This window comes from Isoptericola sp. S6320L (assembly GCF_023015685.1).
GTDB classification, from domain to species: domain Bacteria; phylum Actinomycetota; class Actinomycetes; order Actinomycetales; family Cellulomonadaceae; genus Isoptericola; species Isoptericola halotolerans_A.
Window position 1 is genome coordinate 111,255 of the sequence record NZ_JALKAT010000002.1, and the last position, 16,302, is coordinate 127,556.

At 73.6% G+C, this 16,302-nt stretch carries 15 protein-coding genes; 1 reads left to right on the top strand and 14 read right to left on the bottom strand.

Features of this window, described 5'->3' with window-relative positions:
- Positions 1 to 69: 69 nt before the first annotated feature.
- The 14 genes from trpC to dop form a co-directional block, all read right to left on the bottom strand.
- Positions 70 to 894, bottom strand: a complete 825-nt coding sequence (gene trpC, locus MWU57_RS02000; protein ID WP_106269526.1) for an indole-3-glycerol phosphate synthase TrpC — start codon at positions 892 to 894, stop codon at positions 70 to 72.
- Positions 895 to 1,149: 255 nt separating this feature from the next.
- Entirely contained in the window at positions 1,150 to 1,428 is a 279-nt protein-coding gene (locus MWU57_RS02005; protein WP_106269471.1) for an HGxxPAAW family protein, read from the bottom strand.
- Positions 1,429 to 1,469: 41 nt separating this feature from the next.
- The gene (locus MWU57_RS02010) at positions 1,470 to 2,057 is read right to left on the bottom strand and encodes a Trp biosynthesis-associated membrane protein (RefSeq protein ID WP_106269470.1); all 588 of its coding nucleotides are present in this window, start codon (positions 2,055 to 2,057) and stop codon (positions 1,470 to 1,472) included.
- Positions 2,054 to 3,655 (bottom strand): anthranilate synthase component I, encoded by a 1,602-nt coding sequence (locus MWU57_RS02015; protein WP_246906970.1) that lies wholly within the window; start codon positions 3,653 to 3,655, stop codon positions 2,054 to 2,056. The genes MWU57_RS02010 and MWU57_RS02015 overlap by 4 nt, the downstream gene beginning before the upstream one ends.
- On the bottom strand, positions 3,652 to 4,071 hold the full coding sequence (gene hisI / locus MWU57_RS02020; RefSeq protein ID WP_106269468.1) for a phosphoribosyl-AMP cyclohydrolase: 420 nt from the start codon (positions 4,069 to 4,071) through the stop codon (positions 3,652 to 3,654). Before hisI ends, MWU57_RS02015 begins: the two co-directional genes overlap by 4 nt.
- 42 nt (positions 4,072 to 4,113) lie before the next feature.
- Complete coding sequence (locus MWU57_RS02025) at positions 4,114 to 5,928, bottom strand: ABC transporter ATP-binding protein (protein ID WP_106269467.1); 1,815 nt, start codon at positions 5,926 to 5,928, stop codon at positions 4,114 to 4,116.
- Complete coding sequence (locus MWU57_RS02030; protein WP_246907124.1) at positions 5,925 to 7,751, bottom strand: ABC transporter ATP-binding protein; 1,827 nt, start codon at positions 7,749 to 7,751, stop codon at positions 5,925 to 5,927. The genes MWU57_RS02025 and MWU57_RS02030 overlap by 4 nt, the downstream gene beginning before the upstream one ends.
- Positions 7,752 to 7,892: 141 nt before the next feature.
- Positions 7,893 to 8,663, bottom strand: a complete 771-nt coding sequence (gene hisF / locus MWU57_RS02035; RefSeq protein WP_246906971.1) for an imidazole glycerol phosphate synthase subunit HisF — start codon at positions 8,661 to 8,663, stop codon at positions 7,893 to 7,895.
- A gap of 7 nt (positions 8,664 to 8,670) precedes the next feature.
- Positions 8,671 to 9,672: an FKBP-type peptidyl-prolyl cis-trans isomerase gene (locus MWU57_RS02040; RefSeq protein ID WP_246906972.1), complete on the bottom strand. Its 1,002-nt coding sequence runs from the start codon at positions 9,670 to 9,672 to the stop codon at positions 8,671 to 8,673.
- Positions 9,673 to 9,746: 74 nt separating this feature from the next.
- Positions 9,747 to 11,108 (bottom strand): Pup--protein ligase, encoded by a 1,362-nt coding sequence (pafA, locus tag MWU57_RS02045; RefSeq protein WP_106269465.1) that lies wholly within the window; start codon positions 11,106 to 11,108, stop codon positions 9,747 to 9,749.
- Positions 11,109 to 11,120: 12 nt separating this feature from the next.
- Positions 11,121 to 11,843, bottom strand: coding sequence for a proteasome subunit alpha (prcA, locus tag MWU57_RS02050; RefSeq protein WP_246906974.1), 723 nt, complete (start codon positions 11,841 to 11,843; stop codon positions 11,121 to 11,123).
- Positions 11,840 to 12,694: a proteasome subunit beta gene (prcB, locus tag MWU57_RS02055; RefSeq protein ID WP_246906975.1), complete on the bottom strand. Its 855-nt coding sequence runs from the start codon at positions 12,692 to 12,694 to the stop codon at positions 11,840 to 11,842. Before prcB ends, prcA begins: the two co-directional genes overlap by 4 nt.
- Positions 12,695 to 12,892 carry a ubiquitin-like protein Pup gene (locus MWU57_RS02060; RefSeq protein ID WP_106269462.1) on the bottom strand — a complete coding sequence of 66 codons (198 nt, stop codon included), beginning with the start codon at positions 12,890 to 12,892 and terminating at the stop codon, positions 12,695 to 12,697.
- 76 nt (positions 12,893 to 12,968) lie between these two features.
- Positions 12,969 to 14,573: a depupylase/deamidase Dop gene (gene dop, locus MWU57_RS02065; protein WP_106269461.1), complete on the bottom strand. Its 1,605-nt coding sequence runs from the start codon at positions 14,571 to 14,573 to the stop codon at positions 12,969 to 12,971.
- Between the two features lie 132 nt (positions 14,574 to 14,705).
- Here dop and MWU57_RS02070 point away from each other — a divergent pair, with 132 nt between their 5' ends.
- Complete coding sequence (locus MWU57_RS02070; protein WP_246906976.1) at positions 14,706 to 16,295, top strand: SpoIIE family protein phosphatase; 1,590 nt, start codon at positions 14,706 to 14,708, stop codon at positions 16,293 to 16,295.
- The last annotated feature ends 7 nt before the right edge of the window (positions 16,296 to 16,302 follow it).

Below are 16,302 nucleotides of genomic sequence, written 5' to 3' on the forward strand. Positions count from 1 at the left end.
CTCAGGCACGGGCGCTCCTTCATGGCGTCGGGGGGTGTCAGATCAGGACGGCGGCTTCCGCCACGGGACTCACTGCTGCGCGGCGGGTCGTACCGACCAGAGCGCGGGGTGCTGCCCCGCCGCCACGAGGTCGGCCACCGAGCGGCGGGGCTCGCCGTCGGTGACGAGGGCCTCGCCGACGAGCACGGCATGGGCGCCCGCGCGGGCGTAGTCCATGACGTCGTGCGGGCCCCGCACACCCGACTCCGCGACGCGGACCACGTCGTCGGGGATCAGCGGGGCCAGGCGCGCGAAGGTGCCCCGGTCGACCTCGAGCGTCTTGAGGTCACGCGCGTTGACGCCCACGACGCGTGCGCCGGCGTCCAGGGCCCGCCGGACCTCGTCCTCGGTGTGCGCCTCGACGAGCGCGGTCATCCCGAGCGAGTGGACGCGCTCGACGAGCGACGTCAGCACCGTCTGCTCGAGGGCCGCGACGATGAGCAGGACGACGTCGGCGCCGTGCGCCCGCGCCTCCCAGACCTGGTACGGGGTCACGACGAAGTCCTTGCGCAGCACCGGCACGTCCACGCGTGCTCGCACGGCGTCGAGGTCGGCGAGGCTTCCGTTGAAGCGCCGCTGCTCGGTGAGCACCGAGATCACGCTGGCGCCGCCCGCCGCGTACTCGACCGCCAGCGCGGCCGGGTCGGAGATGTCGGCGAGCGCGCCCTTGCTCGGGCTCGAACGCTTGACCTCGGCGATGACGGCGACCTTGTCCTCGGACAGCAGCCGGCTGCAGCACTCGAGGGCACCGGGCACCCTGGCGGCACGTTCCTTGAGCTCGTCGAGCGAGGTGCGGGCCTGGCGCGCGGCAAGATCCTCGCGGGCACCCGCGACGATGTCCTCCAGGACAGTCATGCTCTCCCCTCCCTCGGTCGTGTTGCTGCCATGGTAGGCCCGTCCCACCGGCGGGCCGACCACCGCCCGCGGTGCGAGACGGATGGGCCGCCACGGCCGCACGGTTCGCGCGGCCACCGCGCACACATCGTTATCGCTCCGTGACAGGCGGGGCGCCGCGGCCCCCGGACGCGACGGCGCCCGCACCTCCGTGGAGGTGCGGGCGCCGGAGCCGCCGGGTCGCGGCTGCTCGATGCGTTCAGCGCGCGCGTGCGCTCAGTGCGTCGACGACGCGCGCCGCGGCTCGACGCCGTCCTTCACCTGGCCGTACCCCATGTTCCGCAGGACGAGCCCCGCCACGCAGGACGCCACGACGACGACCATGCCCACCCAGAACAGGAGGAACGGGACACCCGGGAGGCATCCGACCGCCGACACGAGCGCACCGGCCATGATGCCGATCATGGCGGTCCAGGCCGCGACGGTGTGACCGTGGTTGGTGGGCGGTACCGCCTTCGGCAGGTAGATCGGCTCGGCGGGGCTGTTGTCGGTCATGGGCGGGGCATACCTTTCGTCGCGTGGTGCTGAGGGTCAGACTACCGGTCGGCGGACGGGTCGGTGCCCCGCGAGAGGGCGTCCCAGTCGGCCTGCGCGTCCGGGTCCCGGTCCACCGGCCCGGTGGGGGCGTCCCGTCCCGTCGGGGCCCGCTCGTGCCGGGTGCCGCCACCCGACCACGACGGCGACCCGAGCGCGGCGAGGACGGCCGCGGCGACGACCGCCACGCCCACGACCACCGTCAGCCAGGGCCACGGCGTCACCTCGACGGGCGACGTGAGCGTCGTCACCCCGGCGGCGTCCGCGGCGGCGGACACGGCCGGTGCCCGCACGTCACGCAGCACGGCGGCGGCCCCCACGGCCACCGTCACGCCCGCCAGCCCGACCGCTGCGAGCGCGACCCACCGGGCGACCCGTCCCGCCAGGGTCGCCGCGAGCGCCCCGGCGAGGACGACGAAGGCCGCTGCGCTCACCGCGGGCGCCGCCGTCGTGCCGGGCACCTCCACCACGACCTCGGGCTCGAGGGCCGTCGCCACCGTGGTGCGCAGCCACACGGGTGCGGAGACCGCGAAGGCCGCGCCGCCGAGCACCAGCAGCAGGACGACCGCCCGGGACCTGGAGCGGATCACCGTCCCCGCCCCCCGAGATCGGCGAACCGTGCGGCGAGCTGGACGGCCCGGACCGCCGCCGCGGCCTTGTTGCGCGACTCGGCGTACTCCAGGGCGGGCACCGAGTCGGCGACGATCCCGCCGCCGGCCTGCACCGAGGCACGTCCGTCGCGCAGGAACGCGGTCCGGATCGCGATGGCCATGTCCATGTTGCCGCCGAAGTCCAGGTAGCCGCAGGTGCCGCCGTAGATCCCGCGCGAGGCGGGTTCCAGCTCGTCGATCAGGGCGATCGCGCGCGGCTTCGGTGCGCCCGACAGCGTCCCGGCCGGGAAGGTGGCCCGCAGGGTGTCCAGCGCGCTCGCCCCGGCACGCAGCCGCCCCACCACGGTGGAGCACAGGTGCATGATGTGGCTGAAGCGGCGGGTCGACATGAACTCGACCACCTCGACGGACGTCGGCTCGCAGACCTTGACCAGGTCGTTGCGCGACAGGTCGACCAGCATGAGGTGCTCGGCCCGCTCCTTGGGGTCGGCGATCAGCTCGTCGGCCAGGGCGACGTCCTCCTCCACCGTGGCGCCGCGCGGCCGCGAGCCGGCGATCGGGTACGTCGTCACGTGCCCCGCGTCGACCTTGACCAGCGTCTCGGGGCTCGATCCCACGACGGCGAAGTCGCGCTCCCGGTGGTCCCGGAGCTGGAAGTAGTACATGTACGGGCTCGGGTTGATCGTCCGCAGCGCGCGGTAGACGTCCAGCGGCGCGGCCGGGCAGTCCAGGTCGAGGCGCTGGGAGAGCACCACCTGGAAGACCTCGCCGTCGCGGATCGCCTCCTGCCCGGCCCGGACGGCGTCCTCGAACTCGTCCCGGGTGGAACGGAACTCGAGCTCGGGCTCGGCCGCGTCCGGGTCCACGACGGTGCGCACCGCCGGGGCGGCGACGGCCAGCCGGCTCGCCAGGTCGTCGAGGCGCCCGACGGCGTCCGCGTGCGCCTCGTCGACGCGCTCGTCGGTGCCGTCGCCGTTGATCGCGTTGGCCACCAGCCACACCGCCCCGGTGTGGTGGTCGATCGCCACCAGGTCCGTGGCGAGCGACAGCGCGACCTCGGGCACGTCGAGCTCGTCCGGCGCGGTGGCCGGCAGGGTCGGCTCCCAGTGGCGCACGATGTCCCAGCCCATCGCCCCGACGAAGCCGCCCGTCAGCGGCGGCAGGCCGTCGATCGACTCGGTCCGCAGCGCTTCCAGCGCCGCACCGAGGACGTCCAGGACGTCGCCCTCGCGCGGGACGCCCGCCGGGACGTCGCCGCGCCAGAGCGCCCGGCCGCCGTCGGACAGCAGGGTGGCGCGCGACTCGACACCGACGAACGACCACCGTGCCCAGGCCCCGCCGGCCTCGGCGGACTCGAGCACGAACGTGCCGGGGCGGTCCTGCGCGAGCGTGCGGTAGAGGCCGACCGGTGTGACGTCGTCGGCCAGCACGCGCCGCACCACCGGGATCACGCGCCGGTCGCGGGCGAGCTCGCGGAACGTCTCCAGACCCGGCCACGTGGCGCCCCAGGTGAGCTCGTCGGCCGTGGGGGCGGCGGCTCGGGCCGGAGCGGGGGTGGTGGCAGGGGGCGTGGTCACCGGTTCTCCTCGTGGTCGGCGGTGCGGTCGTCAGGACGGGGCGCGTCGGGAACGGAGCCGACGACGGCGGGCAGCTCGCCGCCCGCCTCGAAACAGGTGCGCGCGCCCGTGTGGCACGCGGCGCCCACCTGGTGGACGCGCACCAGCAGCGCGTCGCCGTCGCAGTCGATCGCGACGGACCGCACGTGCTGGACATGGCCGGAGGTGTCGCCCTTGCGCCAGTACTCGGCCCGCGAGCGGCTCCAGAAGGTCACCCGCCCCTCCGACAGCGTGCGGCGCAGCGCCTCGTCGTCCATCCAGCCAAGCATCAGCACCTCGCCGGTGTCGTGCTGCTGGACGATCGCGGCGACCAGGCCGTGGTCGTCCCGCTTGAGACGGTCGGCGACGGTGGGATCGAGGGTGGTCTGGTTCGGCACGGTGCCATCCTTCCACGCACCCGGGGTGCCCGTGGGTGCGTCTCAGCGGGTCTGGGCGACCCAGCTCGCGTGCATCTGTGCGTAGACCCCGCCGGCCGCCGCGAGCCGGGCGTGCGGACCGACCTCCACGACGTGGCCGTCGTCGACCACGACCACCAGGTCGCTCGCCTCCGCCGTCGACAACCGGTGCGCGATCGTGATCGTGGAGCGCCCGGACGTCAGCGCGTCCAGCGCACGGGCGATCCGCACCTCGGTGGCGGGGTCGACGGCGGAGGTCGCCTCGTCCAGGACCAGCAGGTCCGGCGCGGCGAGGTAGGCCCGCGCGACCGCGACGAGCTGCCGCTCCCCGGCCGAGAGGTCCTCGCCGCGCTGCCCCACGTCGGTGTCCATGCCGTCGGGCAGGTCGGCGAGCCAGTCGGACAGCCCCAGGGCCTCGAACGCCGCCGCGACCCGCTCACGCACTTCCGGCGCCTCCGGGCCGGCGGGCAGCTCGCGCAACCCGTAGGCCGCGTTGGTCAGGACGGTCCCGTCGAACAGGAAACCCTCCTGCGGCACCAGCACGACCCGCTCACGCAGCCGGGCCAGCGGGATGGCGCGCAGGTCCGTGCCGTCCAGCTCGACGCCGCCCTCGGTCGGGTCCATGAGCCGGGCGACGAGCTTGGCGATCGTCGTCTTGCCCGATCCGGTCTGGCCCACGACGGCGACCTTGGTCCGTGCGGGCAGCTCGAGGTCCACGCCGTGCAGCACCTCGGGCCCGTCCGGGTAGCGGTAGCGGACACCGCGCAGCGTGACGCGCGCGTCCCCGCGCGGGCTGACCTCGTCGTCCGCGCCGTCGTCCGCGGCGTCGGTGACGTCCAGCGGCGTCTCGACGACGGCCAGGACGCGACGCCAGCCGGCCACCGCGTTCTGCAGCTCGTTGAGGATCTCGGTGGCCATCTGCACAGGTCCCGTGAACAGCTGGACCAGGAAGAGGAAGGCGATGAGCTCGCCCGCGGTCAGGCCCCCGCCGATGCCGAGGTAGGAGCCGACCACCACGACCACCGAGAGGACGAGGTTCGCGAGGAGCGTCCCGGAGGAGAACACCATCCCCACGAGGGTCATCGCACGGCCCTGGGCCCGGCGGGCGTCCTCCACCGCGCCGTCGATGCGCCGACCGGTACGGTCGGCGACCCCGTAGGCGCGCACCGTCTCGGCGCCGACCACGGCCTCGGAGACGGCGCCCAGCAGCGCGCCGACCTTCTCGCGGACGAGGGTGAACCGCCGCCCCACCGCCTTCTGCGCGAAGCGGACGACGAGGAACAGCGGGACGAAGCAGACCCACACGACCACCGTGAGGACCGGCGAGTACACGGCCATCAGCACGGTCGCCACCGCCAGCTGGAGCGTCGAGACCATGAGCATGATCCCGCCCCACTGCACGAACATCGAGATGGTGTCGACGTCGTTGGTCACGCGGGAGACCAGCGCGCCGCGGCGCTCGGACCCCTGGGAGAGCGTGGACAGGTCGTGCACGTGCCGGAAGGCCCGCACCCGCAGCGTGGCGAGGCCGGACTCGGTGGCGCGGAACAGGCGGATGTTGACCACCGCGGTGCACAGCCCCGCCAGGACGATGGCGCCCGCGGCGAGGACGGACATCACCAGCACCCGGCTCGCGTCGGGGCCGCCGTCGGCGAGGATGCCGTCGTCGACCGTCCGCTGCACCGCCAGCGGGACGACGACGCGGCCCGCGGCCGCCAGCACGGCGAGCGCGAGGGTGAGCCACAGGCCCTGCACGATCTGCGGTGAGATCTGCACCCCGCGGCGCAGGGTGGCGAGCACGCCCAGGTCGCTGCTCGACGCGATCCGCGAGTCGCTCATCGCACACCCTCCCTGTCGTCGTCCTCCCACGGCTCGTGGACGTCCACGCCCGCGGCCCGTTCGTCCACGAGCTCCCGCTCGCGCCGCGCGCTCTCGCGCTCGTACGCGGTCGCGAGGTCGCGGTACCCGTCGTCCCGGGCGATCAGCTCGCCGTGGCTCCCGACGTCCACGACCCGACCACCGTCGACGTGCACGACGACGTCGGACATCGTCACCGAGCTCATCCGGTAGGCCACCATCACGACGGTCACCGGCCGGACACCGCTGCTGGTCTCGGTGGTGAGGCCGGCGAGGATCTGCTGCTCGACGCGGGGGTCGACCGCGCTCGTGGCGTCGTCGAGCACGAGCAGGCGCGGCCGCCGCACCAGGGCGCGGGCGATGGCCAGGCGTTGCCGCTGCCCGCCGGAGAGGTTCGCACCGCGCTCGCCGAGCGGCGCGTCCAACCCGTCGGGCAGTGCCCGGACCACGTCGTCGAGCCGCGCGAGGCGCAGCGCGTCCCAGACCCGTTCGTCGACGTCCTCGGAGACCTCGTCCGCGAGGGTGACGTTGGCTCGCACCGTGTCCTCGAACACGAACGTCTGCTGGGCCACGTAGGCGACCTGGGCCGGGATCTCCCCCTCGGCGAGGTCACGCAGGTCCGTGCCGTCCAGCAGGACCCGGCCCCGGGTCGGGTCGCTGAGGCGGCTCAGCAACGAGACGAGCGTCGTCTTGCCGGCACCGGTGGTGCCGACGACGGCGACGGTGGAGCCGGGCGCCACGTCGAGGGACACCGCGTCCAGGAGGGTCGTGGTGCGCCCGGCAGAGGGCACGTCGACGCCGACCTCCTCCAGGCGGACGGCCAGCCCGGCCTCGCCGGTGGGCAGCCGGCCGCTGCCGGCGGTCATCGTGCCGCGCGCGTCCAGCACGCGGCTGATGCGTTCGTACCCCACCAGCGCACGGGGGATCTCGCCGAGCACCCAGCCGAAGGCGCGCACCGGGACGGCCATCATCGTCAGCAGGTACCCGGCCGTCACGACGTCGCCGACGTCGACGGCACCGCTCGCCGCACGCCACGTCCCGACGCCCAGCACCAGCAGCGTGCCGAGGTTCGGCAGCAGCTCGATCACCGGGTCGAAGACCGCGCGGATCTGGCCGGCGCGGACGTTCGCCGCCCGCAGCGCGTCGGTCCGCTCCGCGAACCGACGCTCCTCGCGGTCCGCGGACCCCATGGACTTGACGAGCAGAGCCGCCTCGAAGGACTCGTGCGCCACGTCGGCCACCTCGGCGCGCAGCTGCTGGGCGCGCGTGACGGCGGGCGACATGTATCGCTGGAAGACGACGTTCGCCGCGATGGCCGCGGGGATCACCACCAGCGCCGCGGTCGCCAGCCACGGGTCGATGCCGAAGAGCATCACCGTCGCCACGGCGATCATGACCACCACACCGAGCGCGAACGGGATGGGGTTGAACACGCCGGTGGCGGCCTCGACGTCGGCGCTCGCGTTGCTCAGCAGCTGACCCGTGGGGTGCGACCGGTGCCACGACATCGGCAGGCGCAGGTACTGCCGGGTGACGCCCCGGCGGTGGTCGGCCTGGATCCCGGCCACGCCCCAGCCGGCCCAGATGCGCCGTCCGGCCACCGACAGCGCCAGGGTGAGCGCGACGGCCGCGAGCACGCCGCCGGCGAGCCAGATGTCGCCCTGCGCGGCGGGGTCACCGGAGATGGCCGGGACCACGACGGCGTCGGTCGCCCAGCCCACCGCACGGCTCACCGCCACCGTGGCGGCACCGAAGACGGCCGAGGCGAGCACGGCCAGCACGTACAGACGCGGTTCGGTCCGCATCCCGCGCCACACCAGCACGGTGCCGCGGCGGAGCCGCGACCCGGTCAGGGTCGCCTGGCGGGCAGGTTCGGGCACAGCAGACCTCGCAGTCGTCGGGGATCGAATCGATCCTAACGGCTGCCGGCGACAGTCCGTCCCTGCTCAGCGCACCTCGATGCCGGCGTCGCGCATCGCGGACTTCACCTCGGCGATCGACAGGGCGCCGAAGTGGAAGACGCTCGCCGCGAGCACGGCGTCGGCACCGGCCAGCGCGGCGGCGACGAAGTGCTCCGGGGTCCCGGCGCCACCCGAGGCGATGAGCGGGACGGACACCCGCTCGCGCACCGCCGCGAGCATCTCGAGGTCGAACCCGGCGGTCGTGCCGTCGGCGTCCATGGAGTTGAGCAGGATCTCGCCGGCGCCGAGGCCCGCGGCGCGCTCCGCCCACTCCACGGCGTCGATGCCGGTGCCGCGGCGACCGCCGTGGGTCGTGACCTCGTAGCCGGACTCCGTGACGGTGCCGCCGGTGACGCGGCGGGCGTCCACCGAGAGGGTCAGCACCTGGTTGCCGAACCGGTCGGCGATCTCCGCGATCAGCTCGGGCCGGGCGATCGCGGCGGTGTTCACGCCGACCTTGTCGGCCCCCGCCCGCAGCAGGCGGTCCACGTCGTCGGTGGTGCGCACCCCGCCGCCCACCGTGAGCGGCACGAAGACCTGGTCCGCGGTGCGTCGCACCACCTCCACCATCGTCTCGCGCCCGCCGGAGGACGCCGAGACGTCCAGGAAGGTCACCTCGTCGGCGCCCTCGGCGTCGTACTGGTCCGCGAGCTCGACGGGGTCGCCGGCGTCGCGCAGGTTCGTGAAGTTCACGCCCTTGACGACCCGGCCGGCATCGACGTCCAGGCACGGGATCACCCGTACGGCCACGGTCATGTCCTGGTCACCCTTCAGTGGTCCTGTCCTCGGTCGCCGCGGCGTCCTCGCCGTCCCCGGCCGGCTCGTCCGCACCTTCGTCGGCCCCCTTCCCGGGAGCCTCCTCGGTGACCTGATATCTCGCGTCGAGGATGTCGACGACGTACACGAGCGTCTCGTCGGCCAGCTCGCTGCCCGTGCCACCGTAGCCGAGCTGCGGGGGCACGACGAGCATGACCTGCGAGCCGACCGACTGCTCGAGCAGGCCCTGGTCCCAGCCCTCGACGAGCCGGCCGATCCCGATCGTCGCGGACTGGGGCGCGACCCCCGGGTCCCAGCTCGAGTCCACGACCGACCCGTCGCTCCACCGCACGGCCACGTAGCGCACGGTCACCACCTGGCCGATGTCGACCTGCGGGCCGGACCCGCGCACCAGCGGCTGCACGACGAGCTCACCGGGTGGCTCCGTGTCGGGGACGCGCACGGAGGGGGTGCCGTCCGGGTCGCGCAGCACCTGCGGCTGCCCCTCCTGCGTGTCTACGAGCGTCCCGGATGCACGGGTGGGCAGCACGTCGACGACGAGCACCACCGGGACGTCGCCGTCCTGCTCGACCACGAGGACCCGTGCCCCGACGCGCTTGCCGCGCAACGACTCGTACAGGTTCTGCCCCAGCGACTCGGCGTCGAAGGTGTACCAGGCCGGGGCGTCGAGGTAGGTCGACGAGATGACGCTGCCGTCGCGGCCATCCTCGGCGTACATGTGCAGGAGCGCGGGACCGCCGTCCTCGAGCTGCTCGCCCGCGCCCGGCCGCAGGGTCCGGGAGCCGGAGCGGACGACCTGGTAGGGCTTCGGGTACTCCACGACCGGCGGCTCGCCCTCCGGGCCCGACACCTCGACGGGGACCTGGGACGGTGCCGACGACGGCGTCAGCTCGTCGACGAGCGGCGACGAGCAGCCCGTCACGGCCAGGGCCACGCCGACGACAGCCGCGACCAGGGTGGCGAGCGGACGAGGACGGCGGAACAGCACCGGGACAGTCTGCCACGACGCCGCGAGGCGCCCGTGCGGCCCGGGCCCCGGTCACCGGGGCCCGGCCGGCGCCCTCACATGGACTCGATGAGCCGTTCCACCCGTTCGTCGACGTTGCGGAACGGGTCCTTGCACAGCACGGTGCGCTGCGCCTGGTCGTTCAGCTTCAGGTGGACCCAGTCGACGGTGTAGTCCCGGCGGGCCTCCTGCGCCGCGCGCACGAAGTCGCCGCGCAGCTTCGCCCGCGTCGTCTGCGGCGGCACGGCGGTGGACTCGAAGACCTCGAGGTCGGTCACCACACGATCGACCATGCCGCGGGCCGCGAGCAGGTTGTACAGGCCTTCCGTCCGGGAGATGTCGTGGTAGGCCAGGTCGAGGCGGGCGATCCGCGGATCGTCGAGCGTCAGCCCGTGCTTGGCCTGGTACCGCTCGATGAGCCGCTTCTTGATGACCCAGTCGAGCTCGCGCTCCACGAGCGTCAGGTCGCCCGACTCCACCGCCCGCAGGCCTCGCTCCCACAGGTCGAGCACCTGCTTGACCTGCGGCGTGGTCTCGAGATGGGAATCCACGTGCTCGCGGACCCGCTGGTAGTACTCCCACTGGAGGTCGACGGCGGTCGCCGACCGGCCGTTCGCGAGCTGGACCGGCTGCAGCCCGGACGAGTCGTGGCTGATCTCACGGATCGCCCGGATGGGGTTCTCGAGGGTGAGGTCGCGCACCGGGACGCCCGCCTCGACCAGCCGCAGCACCAGGTCGGTGGACCCGACCTTCAGCATCGTCGTGGCCTCGGACATCGACGAGTCCCCGACGATCACGTGCAACCGACGGTAGTGCTCGGCGTCGGCGTGCGGCTCGTCGCGCGTGTTGATGATCGGGCGTGACCGCGTCGTGGCGCTCGACACCGCCTCCCAGATGTGGTCGGCGCGCTGGGAGAGGCAGTACGTGGCGCCCCGCGGGGTGGTGAGCACCTTCCCGGCACCCGTGAGCACCTGGCGCGTGATGAGGAACGGCACGAGCACGTCGCTCAGTCGCGAGAAGTCGCCCTGGCGACGCACCAGGTAGTTCTCGTGGCACCCGTAGGAGTTGCCTGCCGAGTCGGTGTTGTTCTTGAACAGGTGGACCTTGCCGGGCAGCCCCTCGTGCTCGAGGCGCTGCTGCGCGTCGGCGACGAGACCCTCGAGGATGCGCTCCCCGCCCCGGTCGTAGGCGACGAGCTGACGGACGTCGTCGCACTCGGCCGTCGCGTACTCGGGGTGCGAACCGACGTCGAGGTAGAGCCGCGACCCGTTGCGCAGGAACACGTTCGACGACCGGCCCCACGCCACCACCTTGCGGAAGAGGTAGCGCGCCACCTCGTCCGCACTGAGCCCGCGCCCGTCGTCGGCGGCGCACGTCACGCCGTACTCCGTCTCCAGGCCGAAGATCCGTCGGTCCATGATGTCCGCCTCTCAGTCGTCGCCGTCGGCCAGCAGGTCGGCCAGCGGACCACCGTGCAGACGCCGGAAGGCGCGCCGAGGACGGTTGCGCTCCAGCACCGCGACCTCGAGCCCCGAGGCCGGGATCGACCGCTCGGAGCCCTCGGCCGCGACGGAGCCGTCCGCCGCCACCGCGCCGAGCGTGCCCACCGCCAGCCGCAGCACCGCCCCGAGCTCCATGCCCTCGTGCCACGAGCCGCGCAGCCGGGCGGTGAGCTGCTCCGCCTGGCCGCCCATCACGACGAACCCGTGCTCGTCCGCCACCGAGCCGTCGTACGACAGCCGGTAGACCTGGTCGTCCGCCGGGGAGGCGCCGACCTCTGCCACGACGAGCTCGACCTCGAGCGGCTTCGACTCGGTCGTGAAGACGGTGCCCAGGGTCTGGGCATAGGCGTTCGCCAGGCCCCGTGCCGTCACGTCCGAGCGGTCGTAGGAGTAACCGCGCAGGTCGGCGTACCGCACGCCCGCGACGCGGAGGTTCTCGAACTCGTTGTACTTGCCCACGGCCGCGAAGGCGATGCGGTCGTAGATCTCCGAGATCTTGTGCAGCGCCCGCGAGGGGTTCTCCGTCGCGAACGCGATGCCGCCGGCGTAGGCCAGCACGACGACGGACCGCCCCCGGCCGATGCCCTTGCGCGCGAAGTCCGCGCGGTCCTTCATCAGCTGTTCGGGCGAGACGTAGAACGGCATGCTCATGCGCGCCGGCTCCCTTCGCTGCGCTCGGCGACGATCCGGCCGACGACGGCCGCCAGGGTCTCGTCGTCCACCCGCTGGTACCCGTCGGCGGTCACGGTGGCCACGACCGGCCAGATCCTGCGGACCGTGTCCGGTCCGCCGGTGGCGCTGTCGTCGTCCGCCGCGTCGTAGAGGGCCTCCACGGCGACGGAGACCGCGCCGTCGGCGTCCAGGCCCGCACGCCACAGCTTCTTCAGCGCGCCGCGTGCGAAGACCGAGCCCGATCCCACCGAGTGGTGGTCCCGCTCCTCGTACCGCCCGCCGGTCACGTCGAAGCTGAAGATGCGTCCCGTCCCCCGGTCGCGGTCGTAGCCGCCGAAGAGCGGCACCACGGCCAGGCCCTGGAGGGCCATCGGCAGGTTGCCGCGGATCATCGTCGCCAACCGGTTGGCCTTGCCGTCGAGCGAGAGCAGGGAGCCCTCGATCTTCTCGTAGTGCTCGAGCTCGAGCTGGAACAGCCGCACGATCTCGACCGCGATCCCCGCCGAGCCGGCGATCCCCACGGCCGAGTACTCGTCGGCCGCGAACACCTTCTCGATCTCACGGCTGGCGATCATGTTGCCCATCGTGGCCCGGCGGTCACCGGCGAGCACCACGCCGCGGCCGCCCTCCGGCGTGCCGAAGGACAGTGCGACGATCGTCGTCGCGTGCGGGGCGAGGTCCGCCGTCGGCGGCACGGCAGCGGTGCCCGCCGCCAGGCGGGTCCCGGGGAGCAGCTCGGGCGCGTGCGCGCCCAGGAATTCCACGAACGAGCTCGACCCCGGACGCAGGAACGCGTCCGGGAGCCGGCCCGAGGCGTCAGTCGTCGACACTCACTGCCCGCCCTTCTGCACGAAGCCACGCACGAACGACTCGGCGTTCGACTCGAGGACCTCGTCGATCTCCTCCAGCAGCGAGTCCACCTCCGCGTCCCGCTCGGAGGCCTGCGGAGCGACAGGCTCCGGTGCGTCCGCGTCGTCGTCGGGCGTCCTGTCGTCCCGCTGCGGGTTGATGCGTTCCTGACCAGCCATGGTCCGCCTCCTTCGTGGTTCCCTGCGAGGGTGTAGTCAGCCTATGCCGTGACGGGGACGGCGCGCTCCGCGCCGGTCACGTGTCGCCCCGCAGTCCGTCCAGCAGCGTCGCGGCGTCGGGGCTCGCGTCCAGCAGCGCCCCGATGTGCGCGGCCGTCCCCCGCGTCGGGTCCAGCATCGGCACCCGCTGCAACGACGCCGCGCCGTGCACGTCGAAGATCACCGAGTCCCAGCTCGCCGCGGAGACCTCGTCCGGGTAGCGCTCCATCACCTCGCCGCGGAACCACGCCCGCGTGTCGGTCGGCGGGTGGTGGACGGCACGCGCCACCTCCTCGTCGGTCACGAGGCGCTCGACGGCGCCCGCCGCGACCAGCCGGTGGTAGATGCCGCGCTCCGGCCGCACGTCGGACCACTGCAGGTCCATCGCGTGCAGCCGGGCGTGGTCCCACGCCAGACCGTCACGGGTCCGCAGCCGGTCCAGCAGCCGCAGCTTGGCGACCCACTCGACCTCCCGTGCGCACGAGGCCGGGTCCGTGCCGAGACGTCCCACGACCGAGCGCCAGCGGGCGACCACGTCGTCGGAGTCGGCGTCGGAGCCCAGTGCGGCGAGCGACCGGGCCACGACGTCGGCGTAGCGCTCCTGGACCTCGAGCGCGGTCGCCGTCGACCCGTCGGCGAGCTCCAGGCGCACCGTCAGGTCGAGGTCCCGCGAGACGCGGCGGACGTCGCCGACCGGGTCGGCGAGCCGCAGCGCGGCCAGCTCCGCCCGGGCCTGGACCCCCGACTCCGCGAGCTCGTCCAGGTGCTCCACCACCCACAGCACGAGCGACGTCGTGCCGAGCTTGAGGTACGTGGCGACCTCCAGGAGGTTCGCGTCCCCGAGGATGAGGTGCAGCCGCCGCCAGCGGGTCCGGTCCGCGTGGGGCTCGTCACGGGTGTTGACGATCGGGCGCCGCAGGGTCGTCTCGAGGCCGACCTCCGCCTCCATGTAGTCGGCCCGCTGCGAGAGCTGGAAGCCCGGGTCCTCGCCCGACTGACCGAGCCCGACGCGGCCCGACCCGGTGAACACCTGCCGGGTCACGAGGAACGGCGTGAGCAGCTCGACGATCGTGGCGAACCCGAGACGTCGGTCGACCAGGTAGTTCTCGTGCGTGCCGTAGCTGGCGCCCTTGCCGTCCACGTTGTTCTTGTACAGCACCACCTCGGAGCCCGGCACCTGGGCCAGCCGGCGGGTGGCCGCCAGCATCACGCGCTCCCCCGCGACGTCCCAGAGGACTCCGTCGCGGGGGTTGGTCACCTCCGGCGACGAGTACTCGGGGTGGGCGTGGTCGACGTAGAGGCGCGCACCGTTCGTCAGGATGCAGTTGGCGGCGCTCGGGTCGTCGTACTCCTCGGTCTCCGGGCGCTCGAGGTCCTCCGGACCTGCCGACGGCCCTGCCGGCGCAGGTGCCTCGGGGTCGTCCGTGAGGAGCGACGGGTGCGCCGACGCCCGCTGGAGGTGGAAGCCTCGCGCGTCGGCGAGCGGGTCCTCGTCGTCGTAGTCCCAGCGCGCCGGCGGGTGACCGGGCCGGCCGTCCTGCACCGACGCCCGGTAGGTGGTGACCACCTGGGAGCTCATCAGCATCGGGTTCGCCATCGGGCGTCCCGGGGCCAGCACCCCGTACTCGGTCTCGATGCCCATCACGCGTCGCACTGTCACGTCGCCCACACTATGCGTCCGGCGGCGACGGGCACGCCGCAGGCCACCCAGGGAGACGGGGCCCACCCGGACCGGCCGCGAGGGCGCGGGACAGGTTGGATCTAGGCTGAGCCCGTGAGCGACTGGTTCGAGGCGGCCGTGCCGAACAGCGGCTGCGGCGCCGTCGCGCGTGCCACCGACTGGGCGAGCACGGCCCTCGGCGATCCCTCGGGATGGCCGGCCGGTCTGCGCTCGGCCGTGGAGCTCTGCTTCAGCACCCGCTTCGCGGTGCTGGTCACCTGGGGCCCGGACCTCACCATGATCTACAACGACGGCTACCGGGCCATGCTGGGGTCCGACCTCCATCCGCGGGCGATGGGGTCACCGGCGGCCACGCTGTGGGGCCAGATCTGGGACGACATCGGCCCCCTGTTCACCGAGGTCCTCACCAGCGGCGAGCCCACCTGGAACGTGGACATGCTGCTCTGGATGAACAGGTCGGGCTTCCTCGAGGAGACGCGCTTCACCTTCTCCTACAGCCCGCTGCGTGACGACGACGGCACGGTGCGCGGCGTCATGGACATCGCTACCGAGACCACCGACCAGGTCGTCAACCAGCGACGGCTCGGGACGCTCGGTCTGCTGTCCACCGCGCTGCACGGTCGGCGTGGCGACCTCCGGGAGGTCGCCGAGGCGGCGATGGACGTCCTGACGGCGAGCGAGGACGTCGGGTACGCCCACCTCTACCTGGGCCCGGACCGCGTCGCCTCGACCGGTGGCGACGACGCTGCCCACGCCGACGACGTCGCCACGGCGCGGCGCGGTGGTGCGGTGTCCTGGCGCGACGGCACGCTCGTGGTGCCGCTCGGGACGCGGCGCGGGCGCTCCCCGCTCGGGGCGCTGGTGCTCGGCGGTAACCGCCGGCGCCCCCTGGACGACGTCCAGCGTTCCTTCCTCGAGCTGTTGGCCAGGACGACCGGCACGGCGCTCGCCGAGGCCGAGGAGCACCGCGACGAGATCACACGGGCCCGCACCGTGAGCGACGCCCTCCAGGCCGCCATGGTGCCCGCCCCGCCGCGGTCCCCGCTGTGGTGCACGCGCTACCGTCCGGCCGACGACTCCCTCTCCGTCGGGGGTGACTGGTTCGACGTGGTGTCCGGTCCGGACGCGACGTCCGGGCTCGTCGTCGGCGACTGCGTCGGGCACGGCGTCGAGGCGGCGGCCCGCATGGGCCGGCTCAGCAGCGCGGGCCGGGCCGTGATGCTCGACGGTGCGGGGCCCGCCCGGACGCTGGAGATGCTCGACGTGTTCGCCCGCACGGTGCCCGGCTCCGAGTGGGCCACGGTGTTCTGCGGCGTCGTCGACCCCGTGGCCCGCACGCTCGTCTACTCCAGCGCGGGCCACCCGCCCGCGCTCGTCGTCGGGGCGGACGGTGGCACCCGGTGGCTGGACCGGGCACGCGGCACGCCCCTGGCAGTGACCACCGAGCGCCGCCCCGAGCACACCGAGCCGTTGGCCGCCGGGGACACCGTCCTGCTGTACACCGACGGGCTCGTCGAGCGGCGCGGCGAGGTGCTCACCGCCGGGCTCGAGCGACTGGCCCGGGCGGCCGCCACGGCCTGTGCGAACGCCACGCTCGACGAGGTCCCGGACCGGCTTCTGAGCGACGTCCTGCCCGGCGCGGCCCGGGACGACGTCGCCATCGTTCTCTACCGGGTGCCCTGAGCCCTTC